The sequence below is a fragment of the Staphylococcus ratti genome, assembly GCF_020883535.1.
Lineage (GTDB): Bacteria > Bacillota > Bacilli > Staphylococcales > Staphylococcaceae > Staphylococcus > Staphylococcus ratti.
On sequence record NZ_CP086654.1, the window covers coordinates 891,193 to 918,157 of the forward strand.

The 26,965-nt window shown below is 33.9% G+C and carries 27 protein-coding genes; 15 read left to right on the forward strand and 12 right to left on the reverse strand.

Annotation, left to right across the window (positions count from 1 at the left end; genetic code table 11):
• Nucleotides 1-109 precede the first annotated feature (109 nt).
• The 3 genes from LN051_RS04270 to LN051_RS04280 form a co-directional block, all read right to left on the reverse strand.
• Nucleotides 110-979 (reverse strand): cation diffusion facilitator family transporter, encoded by an 870-nt coding sequence (locus LN051_RS04270; protein WP_229293326.1) that lies wholly within the window; start codon nt 977-979, stop codon nt 110-112.
• A gap of 608 nt (nt 980-1,587) precedes the next feature.
• The gene (locus tag LN051_RS04275) at nt 1,588-2,280 is read right to left on the reverse strand and encodes a trypsin-like serine peptidase (RefSeq protein WP_229293327.1); all 693 of its coding nucleotides are present in this window, start codon (nt 2,278-2,280) and stop codon (nt 1,588-1,590) included.
• Nucleotides 2,281-2,322: 42 nt separating this feature from the next.
• A complete protein-coding gene (locus tag LN051_RS04280; RefSeq protein WP_229293328.1) occupies nt 2,323-3,066 on the reverse strand; it encodes a trypsin-like serine peptidase in 744 nt (247 codons plus the stop codon).
• Between the two features lie 417 nt (nt 3,067-3,483).
• On the opposite strand from LN051_RS04280, the gene LN051_RS04285 reads away from it, so the two are divergent.
• Entirely contained in the window at nt 3,484-4,770 is a 1,287-nt protein-coding gene (locus LN051_RS04285; protein WP_229293329.1) for a dicarboxylate/amino acid:cation symporter, read from the forward strand.
• A gap of 168 nt (nt 4,771-4,938) precedes the next feature.
• On the opposite strand, the gene LN051_RS04290 is transcribed toward LN051_RS04285, so the two are convergent.
• Nucleotides 4,939-5,130, reverse strand: coding sequence for a hypothetical protein (locus LN051_RS04290; protein ID WP_229293330.1), 192 nt, complete (start codon nt 5,128-5,130; stop codon nt 4,939-4,941).
• 3 nt (nt 5,131-5,133) lie between these two features.
• The gene (locus LN051_RS04295; protein WP_229293331.1) at nt 5,134-5,619 is read right to left on the reverse strand and encodes a hypothetical protein; all 486 of its coding nucleotides are present in this window, start codon (nt 5,617-5,619) and stop codon (nt 5,134-5,136) included.
• A gap of 629 nt (nt 5,620-6,248) precedes the next feature.
• On the opposite strand from LN051_RS04295, the gene LN051_RS04300 reads away from it, so the two are divergent.
• Both LN051_RS04300 and LN051_RS04305 read left to right on the forward strand, forming a co-directional pair.
• Nucleotides 6,249-7,643 carry a tryptophanase gene (locus LN051_RS04300; RefSeq protein ID WP_229293332.1) on the forward strand — a complete coding sequence of 465 codons (1,395 nt, stop codon included), beginning with the start codon at nt 6,249-6,251 and terminating at the stop codon, nt 7,641-7,643.
• A 440-nt stretch (nt 7,644-8,083) separates the two neighbouring features.
• On the forward strand, nt 8,084-8,308 hold the full coding sequence (locus LN051_RS04305) for a DUF6007 family protein (protein WP_229293333.1): 225 nt from the start codon (nt 8,084-8,086) through the stop codon (nt 8,306-8,308).
• Between the two features lie 17 nt (nt 8,309-8,325).
• Here the strand turns inward: LN051_RS04305 and LN051_RS04310 are convergent, their stop codons facing one another.
• Nucleotides 8,326-8,565 (reverse strand): hypothetical protein, encoded by a 240-nt coding sequence (locus LN051_RS04310; RefSeq protein ID WP_229293334.1) that lies wholly within the window; start codon nt 8,563-8,565, stop codon nt 8,326-8,328.
• A 388-nt stretch (nt 8,566-8,953) separates the two neighbouring features.
• Between LN051_RS04310 and xdrA the strand changes: the two genes are divergently transcribed.
• The 6 genes from xdrA to yhaM all read left to right on the forward strand — a co-directional run bounded on the left by xdrA (nt 8,954) and on the right by yhaM (nt 16,488).
• A complete protein-coding gene (gene xdrA / locus LN051_RS04315) occupies nt 8,954-9,418 on the forward strand; it encodes an XRE family transcriptional regulator XdrA (protein ID WP_229293335.1) in 465 nt (154 codons plus the stop codon).
• A 196-nt stretch (nt 9,419-9,614) separates the two neighbouring features.
• The gene (locus LN051_RS04320) at nt 9,615-10,745 is read left to right on the forward strand and encodes a DUF445 domain-containing protein (protein WP_229293336.1); all 1,131 of its coding nucleotides are present in this window, start codon (nt 9,615-9,617) and stop codon (nt 10,743-10,745) included.
• An 87-nt stretch (nt 10,746-10,832) separates the two neighbouring features.
• The gene (locus LN051_RS04325) at nt 10,833-11,177 is read left to right on the forward strand and encodes a YlbF/YmcA family competence regulator (protein WP_229293337.1); all 345 of its coding nucleotides are present in this window, start codon (nt 10,833-10,835) and stop codon (nt 11,175-11,177) included.
• 232 nt (nt 11,178-11,409) lie between these two features.
• Nucleotides 11,410-12,597, forward strand: coding sequence for a metallophosphoesterase family protein (locus LN051_RS04330; RefSeq protein WP_229293338.1), 1,188 nt, complete (start codon nt 11,410-11,412; stop codon nt 12,595-12,597).
• 3 nt (nt 12,598-12,600) lie between these two features.
• Nucleotides 12,601-15,528: an AAA family ATPase gene (locus LN051_RS04335; RefSeq protein ID WP_229293339.1), complete on the forward strand. Its 2,928-nt coding sequence runs from the start codon at nt 12,601-12,603 to the stop codon at nt 15,526-15,528.
• An 18-nt stretch (nt 15,529-15,546) separates the two neighbouring features.
• Nucleotides 15,547-16,488 carry a 3'-5' exoribonuclease YhaM gene (gene yhaM / locus LN051_RS04340; RefSeq protein ID WP_229293340.1) on the forward strand — a complete coding sequence of 314 codons (942 nt, stop codon included), beginning with the start codon at nt 15,547-15,549 and terminating at the stop codon, nt 16,486-16,488.
• Between the two features lie 74 nt (nt 16,489-16,562).
• Here the strand turns inward: yhaM and LN051_RS04345 are convergent, their stop codons facing one another.
• The 5 genes from LN051_RS04345 to LN051_RS04365 all read right to left on the reverse strand — a co-directional run bounded on the left by LN051_RS04345 (nt 16,563) and on the right by LN051_RS04365 (nt 19,842).
• Complete coding sequence (locus LN051_RS04345; protein WP_229293341.1) at nt 16,563-17,537, reverse strand: foldase protein PrsA; 975 nt, start codon at nt 17,535-17,537, stop codon at nt 16,563-16,565.
• 223 nt (nt 17,538-17,760) lie between these two features.
• Nucleotides 17,761-18,300, reverse strand: a complete 540-nt coding sequence (locus LN051_RS04350; protein ID WP_229293342.1) for a DUF3267 domain-containing protein — start codon at nt 18,298-18,300, stop codon at nt 17,761-17,763.
• A 52-nt stretch (nt 18,301-18,352) separates the two neighbouring features.
• Entirely contained in the window at nt 18,353-18,883 is a 531-nt protein-coding gene (locus LN051_RS04355; RefSeq protein ID WP_229293343.1) for an HTH-type transcriptional regulator Hpr, read from the reverse strand.
• Between the two features lie 98 nt (nt 18,884-18,981).
• Nucleotides 18,982-19,332, reverse strand: a complete 351-nt coding sequence (locus LN051_RS04360) for a YtxH domain-containing protein (RefSeq protein WP_229293344.1) — start codon at nt 19,330-19,332, stop codon at nt 18,982-18,984.
• Between the two features lie 87 nt (nt 19,333-19,419).
• Nucleotides 19,420-19,842 (reverse strand): HIT family protein, encoded by a 423-nt coding sequence (locus LN051_RS04365; protein ID WP_229293345.1) that lies wholly within the window; start codon nt 19,840-19,842, stop codon nt 19,420-19,422.
• Between the two features lie 129 nt (nt 19,843-19,971).
• On the opposite strand from LN051_RS04365, the gene ecsA reads away from it, so the two are divergent.
• Entirely contained in the window at nt 19,972-20,709 is a 738-nt protein-coding gene (ecsA, locus tag LN051_RS04370) for an ABC transporter ATP-binding protein EcsA (RefSeq protein ID WP_229293346.1), read from the forward strand.
• Nucleotides 20,706-21,920, forward strand: a complete 1,215-nt coding sequence (gene ecsB / locus LN051_RS04375) for an ABC transporter permease EcsB (protein WP_229293347.1) — start codon at nt 20,706-20,708, stop codon at nt 21,918-21,920. The genes ecsA and ecsB overlap by 4 nt, the downstream gene beginning before the upstream one ends.
• Before the next feature lie 45 nt (nt 21,921-21,965).
• On the opposite strand, the gene LN051_RS04380 is transcribed toward ecsB, so the two are convergent.
• On the reverse strand, nt 21,966-22,499 hold the full coding sequence (locus LN051_RS04380) for an antibiotic biosynthesis monooxygenase family protein (RefSeq protein ID WP_229293348.1): 534 nt from the start codon (nt 22,497-22,499) through the stop codon (nt 21,966-21,968).
• Between the two features lie 196 nt (nt 22,500-22,695).
• Between LN051_RS04380 and hemE the strand changes: the two genes are divergently transcribed.
• The 4 genes from hemE (at nt 22,696) to LN051_RS04400 (ending at nt 26,884) form a co-directional block, all read left to right on the forward strand.
• Nucleotides 22,696-23,739 (forward strand): uroporphyrinogen decarboxylase, encoded by a 1,044-nt coding sequence (hemE, locus tag LN051_RS04385; RefSeq protein WP_229293349.1) that lies wholly within the window; start codon nt 22,696-22,698, stop codon nt 23,737-23,739.
• A 22-nt stretch (nt 23,740-23,761) separates the two neighbouring features.
• Entirely contained in the window at nt 23,762-24,685 is a 924-nt protein-coding gene (gene hemH, locus LN051_RS04390) for a ferrochelatase (RefSeq protein WP_229293350.1), read from the forward strand.
• Nucleotides 24,686-24,699: 14 nt separating this feature from the next.
• Nucleotides 24,700-26,097 carry a protoporphyrinogen oxidase gene (hemY, locus tag LN051_RS04395; RefSeq protein WP_229293351.1) on the forward strand — a complete coding sequence of 466 codons (1,398 nt, stop codon included), beginning with the start codon at nt 24,700-24,702 and terminating at the stop codon, nt 26,095-26,097.
• Nucleotides 26,098-26,329: 232 nt separating this feature from the next.
• A complete protein-coding gene (locus LN051_RS04400) occupies nt 26,330-26,884 on the forward strand; it encodes an RBBP9/YdeN family alpha/beta hydrolase (protein ID WP_229293352.1) in 555 nt (184 codons plus the stop codon).
• Nucleotides 26,885-26,965: the final 81 nt, after the last annotated feature.

Genomic DNA, 26,965 nt, shown 5'->3' on the forward strand with positions numbered 1-26,965 from the left:
TGTATCATCATTGATGCATATAATAAAAGATTGCGATAGAATGTGGACAATTTATGTCTACGCATTATCGCAATCTCTTTTTTATATCATTTAGTGTTCGCATTTTATGTTATTCATGGTGGGGTTCAATGTGAACAATAGTTTCAACTTCACCTAATCGTTGTTGTAATTCTGTTTCAATGCAGTCAGAGATTTTATGACTCTCAACGACACTAAGCATCGGATTAACAGAAATGGTTACATCTATAAATGACATCACGCCGTGACTCCGAGCTTTAATATCTCTAATTTCATAAATGCCATCAATTTTAGCAATAATATCATGGATTTGGTCAAGTTCATCTTCATCATAACCATCTGTAAGCGTAATAGCTGTTTCTTTGAAAATATCGATACTAGTTTTCATAATAAGTAAACCAATGATAATCGCTGCAATCGTATCTAACATAGGAATCCCCGCATAAACACCTAAAACTCCGATAACAGTACCAATTGAAACTAAAGCATCGGACAAGTTATCATAACTTGCTGCTTTTAATGCGCTACTATTTACTTTTATAGATAAATTTCTGTTATAAAGGAATACACTCAACATAATAACGGCAGAAAGTAGCCCAACGATAATTGCCGATTGACTTGGCTCATTAAAGGAGCCTTCATAAAAGTGTCGTACGCCAGTCGTGATTACTTGAATGCTTGCCGCAAACATAATAAACGAGGCGATGAGAGAGGCGATAAATTCAGCACGATAATGACCATACGGATGATTTTTATCAACGGGTTTTTGTGAAATGTATAACGCGATTAAAATTGCTACAGAACTCACGACATCCGTTGCATTGTTAATACCATCTGCTGTGAGACCATGACTGTTCGCCATCCAACCGTATAGAATTTTTAAAATTGTTAAAGCTGTGTAGGTCGCTATACTTAAATATGCGCCTTTTTTAGCTTGTGAAAGTTTATACTCTATTTGCACGTTAAAACACCTCAAAAAGTATCATTCTTTCATTATGCAATTAAAACAATGGAATTGCTAGTAAATCCATATAAAAATTCAGCCACTATTTTTATTTTAGAATTTATCATAAAAAGAGTCCATGGAATGTAAAGCGAAGTATATCGTAAATTTTGATGAATAAAAATTTTAATATTAATAAAGTAAGATGTTTCTCTATACCCCGTTTAACAACAAAATGAGTACACTAATTAATATATTTTTAATGTTTCCTTTTCGTTCCAAAATATTTCTACAATATCATTATATATAAGATAGTAGCGATCTAACCTAGAATGACAAAGCGGTAGTGCTTTTTGAATAGTAGAGTACTAATTGAAGATCTTATGTTAGTAAGAGTGAGTATGCGTTTAGTGGAATTGATATATTTAATAAATGACTTGCATATTTAAAACAGGAGTTTATTAAAAATGATCGTCTTAAAGTTTATGTAGAATCGAGTTGGATAATAAATTGGCCTAGTCAAGCAATATATGAATATTATGTACTAGGCCAATTTGACTAAGTATCATGTACTATTTGGGTAGAAAAAGATTTTTCATAGGAACTCAAAAAATTTATGAAAACAACTAACTAGTCATTTTAGTATTAATCCAATCACGGATTTCAGGAGTTATGCCTACTATGATAGATCCGTCAAGATTGCCTTGAACGATGATTCCTACTAGTTCATCTGTCTCTTTCAAAAATACGCCAGAGCCCGATTGGCCAGGGGAAGACTGTAGAGTTGAATGTATGACATTGCCCGCAACATTAGTGATAGTGCCTTCGGTTTTGTATTGCTTATAACCACTTTTTTCATACGGATAGCCTATTGAGTAAACTTCTTTGCCGTTTAAACTGTCGTTTACAGTGCCGACTTTAGTGTTTACATTCTGCATATAATGAGCGTATGCAGTAGTTGGATTTGTGCCTTTAATTAGTGCAATATCTTGTGTGCTATACGGATTAAATGTACTTACGGTGATATGACCAGCTTCGGTAGCTAGCCCTGATTCTCCTGGATAAAGTGTTCCTATATTACCTTCTTCAAATTGACGATCATTACAATGTGCTGCAGTTAATCCTACAGTTGGTGTTAACATGACTGCTGTACAATGATGTCCTTTGCCACTTTCATATTTTGCAGTCGCTAGACTTCCTTTTTCATTAAACACATCAGTTACTAGTTTTCGATTATCTTCTGTAGCGTTTGCATTTGGCATAATAAATGCGTATGTAAAGAGAATAATGCTCATGATGTAAAATATTTTTTGTTTCATTTCTTTACCTCCACAATGTTTACTTAAGAATAAGATGTAAAATTATTCCGTTTCTAAAATATTTTGGTTAAACCAATTCAATAATCGGTTGTCTATTACAGTGACTCTAGCATAATCTTTATCGTTCTTTTTGTATCCGCTCGTTAAAATACCGATAAATTGATTACCATCTTCTAGGAAAACACCTGCACCAGACTGCCCATTTGATACGGGCATAGTCGTATCAATGTCACGTGTTACGGGATTGTAATTTGTTATTACACCTTCAGCTTTAACTTGAGGAGACCCTGTTAAATCAGAAGGGTATCCGTAAGAGTATACTTTTTTACCTATTAATTTTTTCCTTTCTTCAAGACTAAAAGCTTTAAGATTCGTTTTGAACCCTTGAATGTAATGTTTATAATCTCCACTTTTATCACTGTCTTTTCCCTTGATAATGGCAATATCTTCAGCACTATCAGGAATGTAAGAACTGATATTCATATAACCAAAGGGTGTGCTTGTGCCAGATTGGCCTGGGTATACAGCGCCTACGTAGCCTTCTTTACTCATATTGCCAACGCAGTGTTTTGCGGTTAATCCTACATTAGGTGTAATCATTATAGCCGAACAGTAATTGGAATTGTCTGGAGCATATTTTGCAGTCTGCTTACTTTTTTCATCTTTTGAAGTATCTACAGGCGTCAGTTTGCCATCTTCAAAAGCTGCTTGTGCATGTATTGAACTTGTAAAACTTAAAATAGTACACAAAAACATTAAGCCTATTAATAAAAATTTCATTTTCATACTACGTCACCTACTTAATAATATATTTAACTTTAATGACACAATTTTACGATTTCTTATTGAGAAAATTGTTGTTTTGAGTATAGATAACTTCGCTAAGGCGCATAGAATAATGTAATACAAAAAGATAAACTTCATTCCCTATAAATAATATATATTATAAAATGAATATTTATGATTAAGTGGAGATTAATTAACTTTAATTACTCCTTAAATAAAGGTGATAGTAATCGTTTATGACATAAGTTGTTTTCACTTTAAATTAAGTATTTAAAACAGAGTCTAATAATCCGAGTCGGATGTGTTTAACTTTAAATATAGTTGTCCGATTTATTGTTGTCCTTGGAAAAAGTTTGTATTGCTCTTTTACTAATTTTCAGATTATAATATGTTTATTAAGTAAAGGGGGATGTATTTATGAAGTTTAAAGGACTAACAATGAAGATTGTCATTGCCTTGATTCTGGGGATTTCTATTGGGTCATTATTTAACTTTTTTGAAGGCTCACAGTGGGTCACTTTTATCGATAAATATATATTAAATGTGATTGGTCAAATATTCTTAAATCTCATTTTTATGCTAGTAGTGCCTGTCGTATTTGTATCTATTGTTTTAGGTGTTATTGGGGTCGGGGATCCTAAGTTATTAGGTGGTATTGGGCTGAAAACACTTGCCTTCTTTTTAACGACGACAGCACTCGCAATTACTTTAGCAATGTGTTTAGCATTAATTGTGAAACCGGGTGCTGGCCATTCTGATTTATTAAAAAGTGAAGAAGTGACTTCTTATCAAAAACAATTAGATAGCCAAAAAGCTGGCGAAGATTCGCCAATGAATCAAACATTTGATCAAACGTTAATTAATTTCTTTCCTAAAAATGCCGTTCAAGCAATGACTGAAGGCAACATGTTGCAAATTATTACGTTTGCGATTTTCATCGGTATCGGTATTATGATGGTAGGTGAAAAAGGGAAAATTGTACATAAATTCTTCGAGCAGTTTAATGAAGTGCTCATGTACATTATCTCAATGATTATGAATGTGTTCGCACCCATTGGAACATTTGGTTTAGTTGCACATGCATTTACAGGTGCAGGATTCGGTGCGATGAGACAATTAGGGCTTTACTTTATCGTTGTATTAGCCGCGTTATTCATTCATTTCTTTGTAGTTTATGGCGGCGCAATCAAATTATTAGCAAGGAAAAGTCCAATTGAATTTTTTAAAGGCTTTATTCCAGCTATTACAGTTGGTTTTGGTGGATCAAGCTCAAATGCTGCATTACCAGTTTCGATGGAATGTACGAAGCGTATGGGCGTCCGTCCAGAAATTGCTTCCTTCGTGCAACCGCTTGGAGCGACCATTAATATGGACGGTACAGCGATTATGCAAGGTGTAGCAACGATTTTTATTGCACAATTAATGGGAGCAGATTTAACATTACTTCAATTAGTGACCGTTGTTGCAATAGCGGTAATAGCTTCTGTAGGTACTGCAGGGGTTCCAGGTGTCGGTTTAATTATGTTAGCAATGGTATTAACAGCTGTTGGTTTAAATCCAGCTGCGATTGGTATCATTTTAGGTATCGACCGTTTATTAGATATGACACGCACAGCCGTTAACATTACTGGCGATGCTGCATGTGCAGTAATTTTATCTGAACATGAAGGTAGAAAATTAAAAGGTAATATACATGCAGAATAAATTGATTAATAGACAGACATTCGCTAAACTTTACAAAAATTAAATAATAATTAAACTAGTGAACCCTATATACCATTGTCGTATATAGGGTTCACTGCCGTTAATTCTTTGTCGGCTTTTTATATTAAAAGGCAAGCCACCTTGAAGGTTAACTTGCCTAAAAACAAATTATTTTTTATTATCCTTATCTTTATCAAAGACTGTGCTGATACCTAAGGTGTCTTTAAATAAATATAGGAAAAACATCATAATAGGTGGAGCTATAAAAAAGATAGCCATTACTCCAAATAAAAATGGAGCTGCAATTGATATAAGCACGATTCCAATGGCAAGAATCGACATAAATTTAACGTAACTCATAGACTAGAAACAGAAAGTAGCAGCACCAGTTAAGCCACCGCCAACTGCCCCAATAGTTGCGCCAATGGCTGTACCAGCTCCTACTCCTATAGGTGTTGCAGTCATTCCAACGTATGTTGCTCCAGATAAGGCACCTCCGCCTCCACCTGTTCCTAGGACACATTTTTTCCAATTAGTGCTATAAGTTGTGATTTGTTTATTCTCTGGAAGAATAACATCACCAACGATGTATCCATTATGTATTTTGTAAGCAATATTAGCTGTAACACCATTTTTAGTCTTAACAGTTGTAGGTAATTGTTCTGACTTTTTGGTAGCTTTGTCTGTAACAGTAGCCTTTCCATCTACTACTTTACCTGTTGCATACTTATTAATTGCTACTTTGAATTGAGCATCATTAATTTTTGCAATCTTTACCTTACCAGTGTGATCTGCTTGAGTAGCAGCATGTGTTATTGGTGTTGCATGTGACACAACTCCTGTAGTCAAAATTAGAGCTGTTACACATTTAAGAATTCCTTTTTTCATAAGAAAATAAATGCTCCTTTAATTTTGATTACTATGGCACTATAACATTTTAAGTATAATAATGCGACGCAATTCCTAAGGGTTTGAGATAAAAACATTTAGGACGAAAAAAGAATTCCTAACTGTCTAAAACATGATAAAAGATTTTCGAATGGTTTTTAATTTTGATTAATAACGAATAGATTTTTAAGAGAATATTGATTGTTCAAGGGCGGAAAATGCTTATTAAAATTTTAGTAATGGGTGGTTGAGCTGCAATAGTATATAGGTTTTTAAGGTTTTTAATTTTGATTGATGGAAGTGGAAATTGGTGATATTTGATTATTTATGCAGAGTGAAAAAAAGAGTTGATTGTATGACTAGGATAAGGGAGAGGAGACCGAATCTATTTCAAGTTATTAACGGGTAATAAGTCTTAATAAAGAGTAGAATTAATTTGAGATGGCTTAAATATTAATAAAGGGGTAGAGATCTTGAAAATAAAGATTTTGGATGATTATTAAAAATTAAATATTTTAAAATAAGCGTTTTATTTTTGAATTTTCAAATAAAATTAGATACTATTACGTTAACAGAAAGGGGCTATTCAAATGGATAAATACATTGCGGAACCATTCAAGATTAAAGTAGTAGAACCAATCAAAATAACAACTTTAGAAGAACGTGAAAAACTGATAAAAGAAGCGAACTACAATTTATTTAATTTGAATTCCGAAGATTGCTACATAGACTTACTGACTGATTCTGGCACAGGCGCAATGAGTCAACTCCAATGGGCACATATCATGCAAGCCGATGAATCCTATGCTGGATCTAAAAGTTATAATCGCTTAATTGATAAAGCGCAAGAAATCTTTGGTTATGATTACATACAACCGGTGCACCAAGGGCGTGCTGCCGAAAAAGTACTCTTTCCGGTTTTGCTAAAAAAAGGAAAAGTAGCCATTTCGAATACTTTCTTTGATACGACACGTGCTCATGTAGAATTAACGGATGCACGCGCCATTGATTGTATTCACCCTTCAACAAAGAAAATCCAAGAAAATACAAAGTTTAAAGGTAACATGAATACCGAAGAGTTAGAAAATATGATTAAACATTATCAAGCTTCTAATGTAGGATGTGTCGTTATGACAATCACGAATAACTCTGCGGGAGGTCAACCGGTTTCTATTAGCAATATCCAAGAAACGTCTAATATATGTAAAAAGTATAATATCCCATTCGTGTTAGATGCTGCGCGTTACGCTGAAAACGCTTACTTTATCAAACGTGATGAACCCAAATATAAAGATTTTTCTATTCCTGAAATTGTTAAAGAAATGTTTAGTTATGCAGATATGTTTATTATGTCTGCGAAGAAAGATGGCATTGTGAATATAGGGGGACTCTTAGGAGTTAGAACCGCTGAAAATAATGCAGAATTAATAGAACAAATAAAGTCTCAAACGATAAGCTATGAAGGTTTTATTTCTTATGGTGGATTGTCTGGTCGTGATTTAGAAGCGCTCAGCGTAGGTATAGAGTCTTCTTTAGATATTAATTACTTAACTTATCGTGTCGGACAATTAGAATATGTAGCTAAACTACTAGACGAAGCTGGCATTGCTTACCAAAGTCCTGTTGGGGGTCATGGCATTTTCATAGATGCTAAAGCGATGTTTCCACATATTCCATATCATGAATTTCCAGCTCAAGTGCTAGCGATTGAATTGTATAAAGAAGCGGGAATCAGAACTTGTGATATAGGCTCTTATATGCTAGGTAACGATCCTGACACAGGAGAACAAATCGAATCAGAATTTGAATTTACGCGTCTTGCTATCCCACGTATGGTATATACGAAAGCCCATCTTGATGTTGTTGTTCAAGCGCTTATTAATATAAACAAGCGCGCTAATAAAATAGAGCGTGGTTACCGTATTACGTGGGAACCAAAAGTATTGAGACATTTCCAAGCTAAACTAGAACCAATCAATGAATAGGAATTCTGCGCTTCCAGATACGTAGAGCAATTACTTTTATAAATAAAATAAGTGTATATACTATATTTTTTAAATGTCGATAAGGCAAAAAAGCTTTATCGACATTTTTATGAAGTACTTCAGTCAGTTGAACGATTCAAATAGTGATATAGCAGTTGAGAATATCAATGGTTCTAGCTATTCAGAAGTGGTAGGCAAAGTTTAAATAGAACACTTGAATAAATTGTTCATAATGAATTCACTGTAATTAGTAAGCAATCTTGCTTATAATAAAAGTAATAAGATGAGTTTCTAAGACAAAGGAAGCATTAGATACTAAGATGATACTTTGACAACAAAAAGAGGTTAAACAATGTGACATTGCTTAACCTCTAACTTTTTAATAACGATACAATCAATAGCGTTAAAAAGCTTTTATATTTGGATGAGGAGAGATTTTAATGACAAGCCCTCAACATGATGACTTTGACAAAGTGTTCAAGGAAATAGGTTGGTACGATTTAATTTTATTAATCCCGTCAGCTTTGCTCGTAGCATATTTACCGGATGATTTCCCCGGGGCTATTGTAATCAATTTATTGATAGTCATATTTTGGAGCATTGGTTTAATCACGACAGTACACTGGTGCATTCAAAAATATAAAGAGAGAAAGTCTAAGCGTTAATCACAAGACAGGTGACGTTATTTACGTTGACGTCGCATTTTAACTTGTAAATGATAAAATTCAAATATAATAATGACTAAACAGAGCAAAATGATTTTAAATGATTCGTTATGCCAGTTATTAAGCCATAAATCTGTTAGGAATATAACGATTGTGATGGCTGCTGCGCTTAGGTTAAATAGCCAATGTGTGCTTTGAAAAATACCAATAACTATAAGACACGCTAATATTAAAGATAAAATAATTATAAGAAACATAATTCACCTCAATATGTATATCTATTCATTTTAAATTCATAAAATGTACATGAATAAATAAGAATATTTACAATTTTTTTGGTTACTTCTATTTTATTGAATAATAATATTTATGTGAAGTCAACGCTTTTGATTATGTAAAAATGATTATAAAGGCATAATTATTGCGTGAATACAAGTCATAAAGGGATTTTATATAAAGTGCAACATGAATTATCTTTTTGATTTTTGCGACAATTTTGGCTATTTATAAATTATAATATTTCTACAAAAACGCTCTTTTCATTTGTCGTGTTTTGTATTAATATGTAATTTGTGTTTCAAGAATTGTGTAGAATTGCAATTACTTGTGTGCGGATAATTTTAAACTAGAAAGGTAGTTATAGTAATGGATAGACAAAGTTTTACTGATTTAATTCAAATGAAGTTCAAAATGGTTCGTATTGAAGCGGGATATACGCAAGATACAATGGCGCAAACAATAGGTTTATCAAAGAAAACATTAGTACAAATTGAAAAAGAACGTGTTTTACCGAATTGGACAACATGTGTGTCAATTTGTTCATTATTCAGAGACTCAGAAGTACTAAATAGTACATTTGGGTGTGATCCGTTAGAAATGGTTCAAACGATTTCTCGTGGACAATCTGCTTACCCTAATTATTCAACAATTAGTGACATTTATTGGGATACGATCGATACAAAAGGTGGATTTATCCTTCAAAGTAACAAAGTCAGTGAACTGTACCGTATATTAGATACTGAAAAACAACCTGTTTTCGGGACACCAAAATTAAGAGAAGCAGAGACATATTTCCAACGTAATGTGAAAGAGAATCTTATTCGCGCATAAATATCATATATATTTAAAAGGGGACGGACAACGTAGTGTACCGATCCCCTTATTTAGTGAATGGAACTTAAAAAAATACAGCTATATAGGGTGACAATCTAGACTAAAGACGGTATAAAGGTAAACAAAACAGTTGAATTTAGGTCCTGTTCTTGTTTATTGTACTTAATGAGAAATTGATAGAGGAGATATGTAAATGAAAATCTTGCTTGTAGTCATTTTTATGACGATAATCGGAGCAGTGATTGGCGGCGTCACAAATATGATTGCTGTAAAGATGTTATTCCATCCGTTTAAACCTTATTATATCTTTGGTAAACGTGTCCCTTTTACACCTGGATTAGTCCCTAAACGTAGAGCTGAAATTGCTACGAAAATAGGGCAAGTGGTTGAAGAACATTTATTAACAGAAGCTTTAATTAGAGAAAAATTAGCAAGTCATGAAGTGCACACATCTATTTATCATACTGTTCAACATCAAATTGATGCGTTAAAAGGTGACCATGTCACACTTCAAACGTTAGTTGAACCTTTTGACATAGATTTAGCGAAGCGAGGAGCGCCTTGGTTAAGCGGCTTTCTAGATGAACGGCTCGAACAAAAATATAATGAAGTACAAACAGAAAAAGTAGCAAAGGTACTGCCTCAAGCGCTCATTGAAGCGATGGATAAAAAAGTTAGTGACGTTGATTCGCTTTTGTTAGAAAGAGCTAAAGTTTATATCGCCTCAGATAAAGGTTATCAAGATATGTATGAAATGATTGAATCCTTTTTCACTGAAAAAAGTCGCATCTTTTCAGCATTACAAATGTTTATGACGAAAGATGCGATTGTTGAGCGTATTCAAGTTGAATTGTTGCGCTTAGCAGATCATCCTAAAGCACAACGCATTTTAAAAGCACAAATTGAAGCAGAATATGAACGTTTTAAATCATTACCTATAAATGAAGTTATGTCTGCTGAGCAATTTGCTAAAAGTAAGCCTCAATTTGTAGAGGGGTTAGTGCGACAAGTTGATATTCAAAAGCACGTGCATCAACCGTTAAATCGTCTAGTACCACAGTTGCTAGACTATCTTTCAAATGAAGGTGCAACTAAAATTACAAATACAATTATTGACCTGTTAGCACAACGTTTATCGTTGATTTTAAAGAAAATCAATATTGCCAATTTAGTTAAAGAACAGATTGATCGTTTTGATCTTGATTACATTGAAAGATTAATTTTCGAAATTGCTAACAAAGAACTAAAACTTATTATGCTTTTAGGGTTTATTTTGGGAGGAATCATTGGATTTTTCCAAGGTTTGATTGCAATTTTTGTATAACACATCAAAATATGGTATTGTTAGCAAGGAGTGAGATTGGTAGGTTTAATCCAATCTTCTAACAAAACAACTTAAGGAGAGATTCCAATGGCTGTAAATTTATATGATCACGCAAACAAATTAGAACAAGCATTACGTGAAAGTGATGAATACAAAGCAATTCAAAACGCATATGCTAAAGTAAACGAAAATGAAAACTCTAAAAAATTATTTGATGAGTTCCGTGAAACACAATTAAGTTTCCAACAAAAACAAATGCAAGGTGAAGAAATCTCTGAAGAAGATTTACAAAAAGCGCAAGAACAAGCGCAACAAATTGAACAAGACGAAAATATTTCTGAATTAATGGCTGCAGAACAAAAAATGAGCCAAGTATTCCAAGAAATCAACCAAATCATCGTAAAACCTTTAGACGAAATTTACGCTGACTAAAGGTATATTGTTTCGTTAAAACAGGGAGAATGCTTTATGTATTCTCTCTGTTTTTTTATGTCACGAATATGGAGCACGAAAAAGAAGAAGTAGTATGTATTGAGTCAATATTGTGATAGCGATGATTTACGCTTGAAAGTCATCGCAAAAACCTTCATATATGTGATAAAATAAATGAATACATAACATTTAAAAATACTTGATTAAGATTTTTATAAAGGAGAATGCATTCATGGTTAAATTTTTGCATTGCGCAGATTTACATTTAGATAGTCCATTTGCCTCCAAGCAATATTTAAGTCCTAATATTCTTAAAGATGTTGAAAATAGTGCATATGAAAGTTTTAAAAAGATTGTTGATTTAGCTTTACGTGAAGAAGTAGATTTCATGATTATTATTGGTGATTTATTTGATTCTGAAAACCGTACACTAAAGTCAGAAGTATTTTTAAAGCAACAATTCGAGAGACTGAACAAAGAACAAATTTTTGTTTATATTGTTCATGGCAATCACGACCCACTTTCAGACAGTTTAGTGTCGGAATGGCCTCAAAATGTCACTGTTTTTTCTAATCAAGTAGAAACGTATCAAACCATTACTAAAAATGGAGAAAATGTTCATTTGCATGGTTTTAGTTATCAACATAATGAAAGTTATGAAAATAAAATTGATGAGTATCCAACAAGTGAAAGTCATTCGATTGTTAATATTGGCTTACTCCACGGCACTTACAGTAAATCTGGTGTTTCTGAGCGCTATACAGAGTTTCGTTTAGAGGATTTAAATGCCAAGTTGTATCATTATTGGGCATTAGGTCATATTCATAAACGCCAACAGTTAAATGATTTACCTCAAATCCATTATGCTGGCAACATACAGGGACGTCATTTTAATGAACAAGGCGAAAAAGGATGTTTAATTGCTGAAGGGGATCATGTTGAACTACATACACGCTTTGTACCTACGCAGTTTATTCGCTTTGAATCAGCAAATATTGAAACAGATCAAATCGATCAGCATCATCTCTATGAAATGATACAAGCATTTAAAGATAGTGTTAGACCACAAGGTAGAGCATTTTATCGTTTGCGTCTTGATGTCCATGGGGATGAACGTATAGATCCACAAACATTAGTACAATTGAATGAAATGATTACGGAATATGAAGAAAATGAACAACATTTTGTACTCATTGATGAGTTAACGGTTAACTATGTAGATATTGAGAAAACATCTATTATGAAAGAATTTTCTCAAGAAATGTTATCCCAAGATGCGTTGTTTGAACGTGCTTTAAGCGATTTATATATGAATCCTAAGACCTCTCGCTATCTTAACAAATTTACGGATTTAGATCGTAAAGCACTTATCGCGCGTGCAGAAGAAATTATTGACGCAGAATTAAAGGGGGGCAACTAAACCATGAAAATCAAATCAGTTGAAATTTATGGCTATGGTCAATTTGTCCAACGTAAAGTTGACTTCAATGCTAACTTCACTGAAATCTATGGTGAGAATGAAGCGGGTAAATCCACACTTCAAGCATTTATTCATTCTGTTTTATTTGGATTTCCTACAAAACGTGAGAGTGAACCACGACTCGAACCACGCATGGGGAACCATTATGGAGGACGTGTGACCCTTATAATGGATGACAATTCAGAAGTCGTTGTTGAACGTGTTAAAGGGCGTGCTCAAGGGGACGTAAAAGTCTTTTTACCAAATGGTGCCATTAAAGATGAAAGTTGGATTCAACATCATCTTAACTATATGAATAAGCGAACATATCAAGATATTTTTTCTTTTAGTGTCATGGGCTTACAAGACATTCATCAAAATATGAATGAACAACAACTTCAGAATTATTTAATGCAAGCAGGTGCATTAGGCTCAACTGAATTTATTGGAATGCGTGACTTAATTAATGAAAAGAAACAAGCATTGTTTAAAAAGTCAGGGCAAAATCCACAAATTAATAGACAAGTGGAAGAATTAAAACAACTCGAAGCTCAAATTCGTGAAGAATCTGCGAAATTGGAAACGTATCAACGTTTAACAGATGATCGTGACAAGTCATCTCGCCGTTTAGATCATGTCAAAGCAAATTTAAGCCAACTTACTGGCTTTTTTGAAGCCAAACAAAAAGAGCTTGCTTTACATGATCAAGTACAAGAATGGAAAGGCTTAGAATCTGATTTAAATGTAGAGCCATTAGAGTTTCCAGAACAAGGTATTGACCGTTATGAAAATGCGAAATTTCAAACGGAACAATTAAAACGAGATATTGGATTAAGAGATGAGAAATACCAACAATTAGTTCGGGAAAATGAAGGATTGTACTTACCTTCAGAGGACTTAACACAAACGCTTGAAGCGATTGCCAAAAAAGAAGAAACGATCAAACAAAAAACGTTAGATTTAAGACAAACTGAACGTGAAATTGAGAATACGGAGCGTCAAATAGATGGTTTAATGTCCAACATTGGTTGGACAGCAATTCATGCTGATGTGGATACGTCTGAAGTACAAAAAAGCCATTTAAGTGAAGCTTTGAAAGAAAAACGAGATCTCTCACATTCTGTACAACAACTTCAACAAAGTTATGATAGTTTAACTGTAGATTATCAATCTTCTGAATCAGAAATAAATGAATTGGAAAGCCAATTGGTTTCTGAAGAAAATTTTGCGAAGAAAAAAGAATATGATAAACGTGCATTAGAATTACGTGAAAAGAAACAGCTTTTTACAAAAATGAAAGAAGCATTTGACATAGAACAAAAGCGAAAAGAAAAACAGCAAAACACGTTACGTATTGCAATGATAATATTAGCTATTATTTCAGTAGGTTTAGCCGTCTTTTCTTTCGTATCACAAACGATAGTATTCGCTGCTGTTTTTGCCATTTTAGCACTTATATTTGTGATAGGTTGTTTTGTAGTTAAAACTAAAACTGAAGACTATGCCGGCCGTTTTTCAGAAGACATTGCACAACTTGAAAATGAAGTCGGACGCTTAGAGAAAGAATATGATTTGAATTTCGATTTAACAGATCAATATCAGTTACGTGATCAAATCCAACAACGTCGTCAAAATTTACTCGTTCTTAAAACGAAACAACAGCATTTATCACAGCAACTAGAAGAAGCAGAAGCGGATTTACAACATGTATCGCAAAAAATTACTCAAGCGAAAGTAGATATGCATGTTTCGGATAAATTATCAGATGATTTATTAGTAGATGCGATGATGACGATTCATAACATTAAATCACAACATGCACATTTACAATCGTTAGAAGTGACGAAACAACAACATAAAGCAACACTGAGTCAATTTTATGATCAAGCACACGCACAAACTGCAGATGTTTTACCGAATTCAGATAATGAGACGCTTTTCCACGATGTGAGAGAGTGGGTAGGACGTACGCACAATGATCGTTCGCAATATCAACGTAATGACGAGCAAATCCAGTTGCTTGAAAAAGAATTGAAACATTTAAATCATCGTTTAAATGAAAACAAAGCGATCATTCAAAAATTATTTAGCTTTATAGGCGCAATTGATGAGGAAAGTTATTATCGTCATCATGATAATTATCAAACGTATCATCAACGTTTATCTCGCTTTAATGATTTAACACAATATCTAGAAAACCAAAATTATGGTTATGAAGAAAGTTCGAAACTTAGTGAGAAAACGACAGCTCAATTAGAAGAAGAATATGAAAAGCTTTCTTCTCAAATCGATGATTATAACGAAAGATTTTTAACGTTACAAAGTGAAGTAAGTGATTTGAATGCGCAAATTAATCATATGGAAACAGATGATACGTTAAGACATCTTCGTCATCGTTACCAATTATTGCGCAATCGATTAAATGAATCTGCTGAGGATTGGGCGGCTCTAAGTTATTTAGAAGCACTCGTAGATGAACATATTAAACAAATTAAAGACAAACGCTTACCTCAAGTCGTGAATGAAGCGACACAAATTTATAGCGAACTCACAGCAGGTCAATATGTACAAGTCACATATCAAAATGAGCAAGTGATGGTTAAACATAAAGATGGCCAAATGTATCAGCCTATTGAATTAAGTCAATCTACAAAAGAATTATTGTATATTTCATTGAGATTAAGCTTAATTAAAGTTTTAAAACCGTATTATTCTTTACCGATTATTATTGACGATGCTTTCGCTCATTTCGATGCTACACGTCGTACACGAATGATGAAGTATTTAAGAGCACTGCCTGAGGCTTATCAAGTGTTATATTTTACATGTTCTAAAGACAACCATATACCGGCTAAGCAATTGGTAACATTAGAAAAAATAGAGAAACATTAGTGAGAAAGGCGTTTTTATATGAGAAATGTAGAAAAACTACAACCTGGGGATGCGGTAAACCAGTTTTTCCTCGTTCATAAGGCAACGCAAGGTGTTACAGCTCAAGGGAAGGATTATATGACTTTGCACCTTCAAGATAAAAGTGGAGAAATTGAGGCGAAAGTGTGGACAGTAACGAAAGAAGATATCGCTACATTGAAACCTGAATTGATTATTCACGTCAAAGGGGATGTTATCAATTACCGCGGGCGTAAACAAATGAAAGTGAATCAATTTCGAGTTGCGACGGAAGCAGATGGTTTGAAGACTCAAGATTTTATAGATGGGGCGCCGATGCCACCGAATGAAATTAAATCTGAACTACAATCATTTATTTTTGAGATTGAAAATGCGAATTTACAACGTATTATACGTCATTTGTTACACAAACATGAAGAAGCGTTCTTTACGTTTCCGGCTGCGAGTTCACACCATCACAATTTTGTAAGTGGTTTAAGCTATCATGTGTTAACGATGCTACAAATTGCCAGAGCTTTATGCGAAATTTATCCAAACTTAAATAAGAGTTTATTATACAGTGGGGTTATTTTGCATGATATGGGGAAAGTGAGAGAACTTTCTGGACCAATCGCAACGAGTTATACGCTAGAAGGGAATCTTCTAGGACATATTTCAATTGCGAGTGACGAAGTAGCAGAGGCAGCACGTGAGCTTGGCATTGATGGGGAAGAAGTTTTATTATTGCGTCACTTAATCCTTTCACATCATGGCAAATTAGAATATGGTTCACCTAAATTGCCGCATGTTAAAGAAGCGGAAATTTTAAATTTGATTGATAACATTGATGCACGTATGAATATGTTCGATAAAGCATTTAAAAAGATTGACAAAGGACAATTTACGGAACGCATCTTTGGACTTGAAAATAGACAATTTTATAAACCAGAAAAATTAGATTAAACGACGAATCAGTCGCTATTCATTAAAAGAAGGCTCGAACACTAAATTGTTCGAGCCTTCTTTTTTGAGGCGTATTACATGCCCATATTTTGTTGTCCACCTTGCATCGCGCTTTTTGAAGCTTGTTCTTTCAAGGCTTTTGGATTTAAGATTTTATCGTCTATCGCTTTTTCAATGTCGCTATCTTTGTAGTCGACTTTATATTCGTCTAATAATTTTTTATAAGCATCTGTTAAAATTTCTGGTTTGTCTTGAAGCTTATTTTGGATGAACTTTTCTTTGAGTTTTGATTTTTCTTTATCAAAATCAGTTGCTTTATCAGCTCGGATAATGTGGTAACCGTAGTCAGTTTTAACTACATCAGAAATTTCACCATCTTTTAATTTGAATAAAGCTTCTTCAAATGGTTTGACCATTTGGCCTTTGATGACATAACCTAAGCTTCCGTTTTTGTCTTTAGTTGAATCCATAGATTCTTTTTTAGCGATGCTATCAAAGTCTTTTGGATTTTTGTCCAATTGTTTTTTAATGTCATCAATTTTCTTTTTAGCTTCTTTGTCAGAAAGTCCTTCTTTATCTTGCTTGTCTTGCTTCACTTTAATTAAAATATGTGAAGCTTTTTTAGTGTTTTCTTTAATTTCTTTGTCTGAAATATCTACTTTCTCATTTAACATTGCTTTTTGATATTCCACCATTTTACGTTGCTCTTTATATTTATCCATTGTCATGCCTTGTTGTTTTAACAAGCTTTCAAATTGATCTTTGCCACCGTATTTTTTAACTTCACGATCAACTTGTTTATCAATATCGTCATCGTTCACTTTATCTTCGTATTTATCTTTTAAAATCTTACTTAATAGTACCTTGAATGAATTACTCGCAATTTGATCTTTACCAATTTCTTTCATCACATCTTCTACTTTAACATCGCCAGCTTTTGAAGAAATGAGCGTTTGATCTTTTGATGAGGGTGTATCGTTACCACAGGCACCTAAAAGTACTGCACTTGCCGTGATAGGGATAATCATTTTTTGTAAACCTTTCTTCATTGTGTTAGCTCCTTTATTTTTGAATTATCACAAATTATCTTACCACAATGTCGTTATCATACCAAAGAAGAAAGGTAAATCTACGACTATTTTACGAGGAAATTTTACATAAAACAGAAAAAGTAGCATAGAAACTTTATATTAAAAGTTTTCTACACTACTTTGAATGAGTTCAAAAAATATTAAATTTCGTTTTCGAAATAGATAAAGCTTTTCATCATTGTTATTTTTTCTCGAGTATCATAAACCCATTGATATGCTCTTCTATGTAATCTCCTTGTCGTGAAAACAAAATGATTTTTAAATAAAGTACGTCCATAACAGAATATCCTGCGTTTAAAGCGAGTAAAAACATTGCATAATGCCCGTGCTCAGGAAACTGACGAGCGAGAAAAACCATTGCTAAGGTAATCGTCAATAAAGGCATGAGTAAACAGATGCAAAAGTATATTTTGTTAATCGGCTTATCTACGTAGATATTATAAAAAGGTAGCCAACTGTGTCGGATTAACTTGTGCATTCGGAAATGCTTGAAGTAAGGGAATACCGTTAATAAATGTATAGCTTTATGAATTGGATATAAGAAAAATAATAAGACCAGAAAAAATAAAAAATGTTTGTCTGTTAATGGGACATCATGTCTAAAATGAAAAATTTCAAAGCTGATAAAAAATGTAATGACCATTGTGACAAAACTAATAAAAGCAATACGTGGTAACCCAAATCGCGAATGTATATCTATCGAGCGCGAGCAATTTAACATCGTACATACTCCTTTAAACATGTAATAGATAACTTGTATTATCTACGTTCAATTACTCTGCGTCAAGCAAATGTTTTCTTAAGTGGTTATGACATGCATTAACATCGTCGATAAAGTCTTTGCCGTACATTTTGGCTACTAAATAATGGGCGTCACTGAAATTAGGTTTATGGAACATTTCAGCACTAAATTGTTCAGAAGCTTGATATACAGTATTATTTTCGATGTTATATTGTTCAAATATTTCTTCGATGCGCTTTGTACCCTCATCGGTTAAATGTATAAAAGTGTTACGCTTATCATTGGTATCTTTTTCAAGTGTTAAAAGCCCTTGTTGCTCAAGACGTTTAGCAAAGTTGTAAGCTGTTGAAACATGCATTACACCATAACGTGAAATATCAGAAATTGTGACGCGGCCGAATGCATAAATCGTCATTAAAATCAGATGTTCGTTCATTGTAATACCTGATTGACGTAACCAATTTTGCCAGTCGCGTTCAACATTCTTCCAAATCACTTTTGATAGCATAGCTGCCTTATGAGTGAAAAGGATACTCTCTATTTGTTTTTGTTTTTCAGTCAAGGTCACCGCTCCTTTCTCAAACTATAAAAAAACATGATACCTAGGTATCATGTTTTAATACTATTATATCGAATTATTGGTAGTTACACACTACAAATTTACTTTTTAGACGGGAAATTTGTAATTTCTTCGCCACGATTCTGTAAATTTTCAATGTGCGATTGTAATCGTTTAATATTCGGGTCGATATCCGATTGAAATTCACCAATCATTGTTTTAACTTCATCACCGATAGAGCCGGCTACGCTTTTACTTTCTGTTTTAATATCATTGACATAGTTCAAAATATCGTTGAAATTACGTTTAATATTTTCAACTTCTAATTCTGATTTAGGACGCTCAACAGTAGCATGTTGAATACGTGTTTGATTGTCACGTTTCATTAATGCTATACCGAGTCCTGTTGCTACTCCTGCAGCAAGGCCTAAAGTAATTTGTAAGGCTCTCATACTTTTCCTCCTCTGAAGCACTTTTAATATTTCATACCCATTATAACCTATATTTATTCATAAGTATGTTGAAGTGTATGGTTCGTTTTAAAGCTGATCTGCAATTGCTTTAGCAATGGATGATTTTTCATTATCATCGAAAGCATCTTCATGCGTTTCCCATTGATAATCAAAGCCGTCCATGTCATTTTCATAGCGTGGAATGAGATGGAAATGAATATGGAATACAGATTGTGACGCGTATTCACCATTATTTTGAACGATATTTAACCCGTCTGGATTAAAAGCTTTTTTAATTGCGTTCGCAACAATAGGTAACGCCTCGCCAATATGTTTCATCGTTTCGGCATCTGTTTCATAAATATTAGGGGAAGGCTTTTTTGGAATTAATAAAGTATGTCCTTTAGAAAGTTGAGAAATATCTAAAAAGGCATATACGTATTCATTCTCATAAACTTTATAACTTGGGATTTCTCCATCGATGATTTTAGAAAAAATAGTTTCTGACATAGTATTCGCTCCCATCATTTTTTAATTATTATAGCATTAGTTTAACATTCATGTAATGTGAGAAAGACGTTTAAAAATGGTAAAATGAGCTGTTTTTTTGTACAATAAGTTTCACGGAGGTGCAGGATAATGACTGTACAAGTAACTGATTTAACGGGAGGTTATGGTAGAACTCCCATTATAAAAAACATTAATTTTTCACTCCAACCTGGAGAAATTGTTGGGCTTATCGGTCTTAACGGTGCTGGCAAGAGCACAACAATTAAACATCTACTTGGCTTATTAACACCAATGGAAGGAGAAATGTCGATTTCAAATATTGATATTAAAGAAGATATAGAGGCGTACCGTCAACATTTATCTTATATTCCGGAATCTCCGGTGATTTATGATACGTTGACATTAAAAGAGCATATAGAAATGACAGCAATGGCATATGGTATTGATTCGGAAACCGCAATGCGTCGTGCGCATCCGTTGTTAAACACTTTTCGATTAGAAGATCAATTGGATGTATTCCCGAGTCATTTTTCTAAAGGGATGAAACAAAAAGTCATGATTATTTGTGCTTTTATTGTTGAACCTGATTTATACATCATTGATGAGCCGTTTTTAGGCCTAGACCCACTAGGCATACAATCTATGTTGGATTTAATGGAAACAAAGAAAAAAGAAGGGCGTACTGTGCTGATGAGTACGCATATTTTAGCAACTGCTGAGAGATATTGTGATCGGTTTATTATTTTAGATCAAGGTGAAATTGTCGCAATGGGGGACTTAGATGCACTCCGAGCACAAACGAATATGCCGAATCGCACGCTTGATGATATTTATATTGAAGTGACGCAACGAGGAGCTTCATCATGAATAGTGCCAAAAAGTTGTATCAAACACGACGACAAAATGATTTAAAAGAAAAGCGGTACTACAATAAGTTTATTTTTAACGGTCATTTTTCAGTATTTCTCGTTATTTTGTTAGGCGCGTTTATTTTAGGTTATGGCGAGTGGCTGCGTTCGATTCCTAAGGGCATTAATTACACACTTATTGTCTCGGTCGTTTTAGCGGTCACTTCACTTTTTCCTTTAAAAACGCTACTTCAAGATGCTGATCAACTCTTTTTGCTTCCTTATGAAAAGCAGATGAGACACTATATTCAACAAAGTATTTATGTAAGTTATATTATGCGAATACCATTACAAATGATTGTTTTGATAGTGGCTTATCCGTTGATGAACGCACTGCACCCTAACGAATTAGTGACATATATCGTGCTAGCGATACTTGCTATTATTTTGCCGTATATGGGATTAGTTTTAAGATGGCAATGGTTTTTATGTGGCTTAGAAAATGTCACAATTAATTTAGTACTATTCATCTTTTCGCTTTCTGCTTATTATGTATGGTTAGATGCCCATTCATACATGGCTTTTGGTAGTATAGTGTCTATATTAGTGCTTATTTATTTGTTGAAAAGTTATAATAAAAAAAGGCATTTTCCATGGCATTTTATGATTGAACAGGCTAAACAACATCGTTCTAATTATTATAAGTTTGTAAATATGTTTACGGACGTGAAAGGATTGGAAGCGCCAGCTGCAAGACGCAAATATTTAGATGTTTTTCTTAGAAAGCCGAAGCAGTTCAATCAAAATGCGATGTACCTGTATCTTTTTAAGCGTAATTTTATGCGAGGTAAAGACGCCTTTCATTTAACGATTCGGTTATTTGTGATTATTGCCTTATTAATGGTGTGGCTGCATCAGCCTATTGTAAGTGCTGTGATTGGCGCTTTAGGCATGTACATTATTATTTTACAAATGTCACAGTTTTATACACAAGAGGCGTATGGGTTATGGCCACAAGTTTGGCCTGTCTCTGATTTATTAGTTATAAAAGGATATGAAAAATTTCTGTATCATACTGTAGTGATTGTCGGTCTGTTATTAAGCTTGATTTATATAGTGGTAAATCCTCAAAGCTTTTACTTCATTGCATTATTTTTTATTGTGGGGATTTTAACAGTTAAATCTACAATTAAAAAATTAAAATATCAAGAAACGCTTCTTAGAGATTAAACATAAAGAGGCACGGATTATTTTTCATCCGTGCCTCTTTATATTTTAATTATTTGATTCTTGCTGTTGTAAAATGTCTTCTTCAGAAATTGGATAGAAATAACGTTCTAAATAAGAGCTATGTGTACTTGTAACACCAGCAAGAGAATGTACAGCATCTTTAGAAAAATGATTACGAAAGACTGACGATTTTTTGAAATCTTCATAAGCTGTTCTTGATTCAAATCCAAACATCACTTTATATACATTGTCTTTTAAAGGTTTGAGTAATCTGAAACTTTTATAGCCTTCAAAATCGGCAAGATTTGGATAATAACTGTTGAGTCTTTTTTCTAATTGATATTTATGATCTTCGGAAGTTGGGATAGAAATAACTGCTTGAAAATCATCTTCAGAAATTTCACCAACTCGAGATAATGAACGGAAGGCTCTAGGTTGTTGGAAAACACTTTCTTTTTCTGTCTCTTCCATCAAAACAGAGCGGTCTTCTGAAGCAAAAATGAGTAAATTTCTGTCTTTGTTGTTGAGTTGAATTTGATGTATATAACCATAGGTACCATAAGTGATATAGAGTTTCATGGTGTTCCCCTCCTTAATATTGAACTTATTATACTTTTTTTAAATGTAAAAGACCACAATTTATATTACCCATTTGAATCGTTTGTAAAAGTGTTATTTGAGATTTTAAACTTTTATGACATTTGAGTTCCATGTAAGCGTTATGATGCACAAATGTGCTATAGTTGATAAGAATGAATTTTTGAAGGAGGTTCTCATGGTTATACCGTTTAATGACACGATATTAAAAGCGATAAAAGGGGAACAAGTCACACATACGCCGGTGTGGTTTATGCGTCAAGCAGGGCGTTCACAACCTGAATATCGAAAATTAAAAGAAAAATATTCATTATTTGAAATTACGCATCAGCCTGAACTGTGTGCCTATGTTACATCTTTACCTGTAGAACAATATGACACAGACGCTGCTGTTTTATATAAAGATATTATGACACCACTTAAAGCGATTGGTGTAGATGTAGAGATTCAATCTGGTATAGGACCTGTTATTTCAAATCCTATTAAACAAATGTCAGATGTCGAAAGTTTAGGACACATTGATCCTAAGCGAGATGTACCGTATGTATTAGATACGATTAAATTATTAACTCAGGAAAAATTAAATGTGCCGCTTATCGGATTTACAGGGGCACCATTTACATTGGCGAGTTACATGATTGAAGGAGGACCTTCAAAAAATTACAATAAAACTAAAGCGCTTATGTACAGTGATGAAGCAACGTGGTTTAAGTTGATGGATACACTTGCTGAAATGTCAGTGACTTACGTTGGTGCTCAAGTAGAAGCGGGAGCGCAATTAATTCAAGTGTTCGATTCATGGGTAGGTATTTTGAATAAAGCTGATTATGACTACTATATTCAGCCTTGCATGGATAAATTAATTTCTGGGATCAAATCTTATAATGTACCAGTCATATTATTTGGCGTAGGGGCAAGCCATTTAATTACGTCGTGGAATCAACTGCCAATTGATGTTTTAGGTTTAGATTGGAGAACATCTATTCAACAAGCAGGTCAATTGGGCGTATCAAAGGCGGTACAAGGTAATCTTGATCCAAGTATTTTACTTGCACCTTGGGAGGTTATTGAAGCACGATTGAAGCCAATCTTAGACCAAGGATTAAACCATGGTAAGTATATTTTTAATTTAGGTCACGGTGTATTTCCTGAAGTTAAACCAGAAACATTACAACGTGTATCAAAATTTGTACATGATTATACAGGGGAAAAATTAAAATAGAGTTGAAAAAGGACGGATTTGGATGAAAAAAGAAGTCGGTTTACTAGTGATGGCGTATGGAACACCGTATCAAAAAAGTGATATCGAGCCGTATTATACAGACATACGTCGCGGTCGCAAGCCTAGCGAGGAAGAGTTGAACGATCTCATTTCTCGTTATGAAGCTATCGGGGGGCTTTCACCACTTGCGAAAATTACAGAGCGTCAAGCTGAAGTGATAAGAGATACTCTAAACGAGCATTATGAAGCAGTTACATTCAAATTATATATTGGTCTTAAACATATTCATCCTTTTATCGAAGATGCAGTGACAAAAATGAATCAAGACGGTATTACTGAAGCGGTGACGGTTGTATTGGCGCCGCATTATTCCAACTTTTCTATAGGCGCATATAATAAACGAGCAGATGAAAAAGCAGCCGAATTTGGCATTCAACTTCATCATGTTCAACGCTATTACAATCAACCAAAGTTTACAGAGTATTGGACGATGCGTGTTAATGAAATATTGGCGAATATTCCACAAAGTGAACACGATAAAACGATGTTAGTCGTTTCAGCACATAGTTTACCTGAAAGAATGATTAAAGAAAGTAATGATCCGTATCCGTCTGAATTAGCGGAAACAGCAAAAGCTTTACAGACGCAATCAGCAATTCATCACGTTGCGACAGGTTGGCAATCAGAAGGGAATACAGGGACACCATGGTTAGGGCCAGATGTTCAAGATTTAACACGCGAACTTTATCAAAAGGGTAAATATCAACATTTTATTTATGCACCTGTAGGGTTTGTTGCCGAGCATTTAGAAGTCCTTTATGATAACGATTACGAATGTAAACGGGTATGCGATGAAGTAGGCGCTATTTATCACCGACCACCGATGCCTGATACACATCCACTTTTTATCGGTGCGATTGTGGATGAAATTACAAATTTGTATTAGAAAGTGTGAACCATATGACTAAAGTTGCGATTATAGGCGCAGGAATTACGGGCTTATCGAGTGCATATTTTATCAAAAAGCATTATCCTCACATAGACGTAACGGTTTACGAATCGACTGATCAACCAGGGGGAAAAATAAAAACCATAGAGCGTGACGGTTACACGATTGAATTAGGGCCAGAATCTTATCTTGGTCGTAAAACAATTATGACAGAACTTGCCAAAGATATTGGTATACCGGATGAAGACATTATTACGAATAAAACAGGACAATCCTATATTTATGCACGCAATCAACTTTTTCCAATTCCTGGCGGCTCAATACTAGGCATACCTACAGACTTAAAGCCGTTTATGACAACAAAATTAATTTCTTTTAAAGGGAAATTACGCGCATTAAAAGATTTGAAGCGCAAACCAATGGCTATGGATGAAGATATGTCGGTAGGTGCTTTTTTTAGATATCGCTTAGGAGATGAAATTTTAGAAAACTTAATAGAACCTTTACTAAGTGGTATTTATGGCACAAATATTGATGAATTAAGTTTAATGAGCACTTTTCCAAACTTTAAAACGTTAGAAGAGACACACGGAAGTATTATCAAAGGCATGCAGAAAGTGCGATTAGAACGTGAAAAAAAAGAAAACCATAATTCTGAAGGTCCACAAGGCCAATTTAAACAATTTCGACATGGTCTTTTTCATTTTATTAAACAACTAGAATTATGGTTAAAGCGTCATGATGTTCAATTTAAATATAAAACATCTGTTACGGATTTAATTGCTGAACAAAAAGGTTACTATGTAGAAACAAATACAGAAAGCAATACCTTTTATAATGGTGTGATTGTAGCAACACCGCATCAAGTATTCCATCAATGGTTTGATACAGATCCAGGCTTTGATTACTTTAAACAACTCGAAGCCTCTTCCGTAGCAACAATTGTTTTTGCGTTTGATGAAAAAAACATCGAAAACACACATAATGGAACGGGGTTCGTAATTGCCAGAACAAGCGATACGGCTATAACAGCATGTACATGGACAACAAAAAAATGGCCGCATACGACACCGAAAGGTAAGGTGCTTATTCGTGCATACATCGGTAAACCAGGCGATGATATTGTCGAAACACATACGGATCAAGAATTGATTGATATTGCGCGTAAAGACTTATCTCAAATGATGACATTTTACGGTGAACCAGATTTTACAATAGTCAATAAAATGCCGCATGCAAGTCCGCAATACCATGTAGGTCACATAAACCAAATCAAGAAAATTCAAGAACATATATATAAAGAATATCCGCACCTTCAAATTACGGGCGCGCCATTTGAAGCGGTGGGATTACCGGACTGTATTCAACAAGCACAAGATGCGGTAGAAAGACTTATCCCTAGAATTTAAATTTAAGCGCGTTGTGTAATGAGCAAGGCTTGATACGCTTGTTTAAAGTCTTGCTTATTTATATTTTCATAAAGTAGTACTAAAACGTATGCATCGGTTAATAAACTAAGCGCTATTTTTTAAAGTGATTACTTCAAACAGAGTATTAAGAATTTTTTATCGCTCGTTTTGGATTAAATCCCAAACGCTTGTGGTTTAAATTTGATTAAGTATTAAAAAGGAGATGACTTGAATGACACACGTCTATATTGCACATGGTTACCAAGCAGATGAAAATCAACATTGGTTTCAATGGTTAAAAAATGCTTTAGAACTTGAAGGGCATGATGTCACAATTGTTAAGTTTCCTAATCCAGATACACCGAGAGTAGAAGAATGGTTAGAGGCTATGCAACAACAAGTGACACATGTTAACAGTGATACACTTTTTGTCGCGCATAGTTTAGGTGCAATCACGACTTTGAAATTTATTAATGATTTAGATATCCCTTTAATTGGAGGAATTGCAATTATTTCAGGTTTTAAAGATGAATTAGAACAACTTCCAGAATTAGATGAATTTGTAAATCAAACGATTGATTATGACACACTTAAAGTAAAGCTGAATTATTGTTTTTGTATTGCAGCTAAAGATGACTATATTGTTCCGTATGCTTATACACAACATTTAAGTAATGTTTTAGATGCCAAATTGTATACGATTGAAAAAGGTGGCCATTTTTGTGAGGTAGATGGCTATGACACCTTTAATTATCTTAAACAGAAAATCATTTTAAAATTAGACTGATAGGGCATTGAGAGATGAAAATGATATGATTCGAAACGAATTGAGAAGTTTTTACTACATAGGGGATGAAATTACACATTT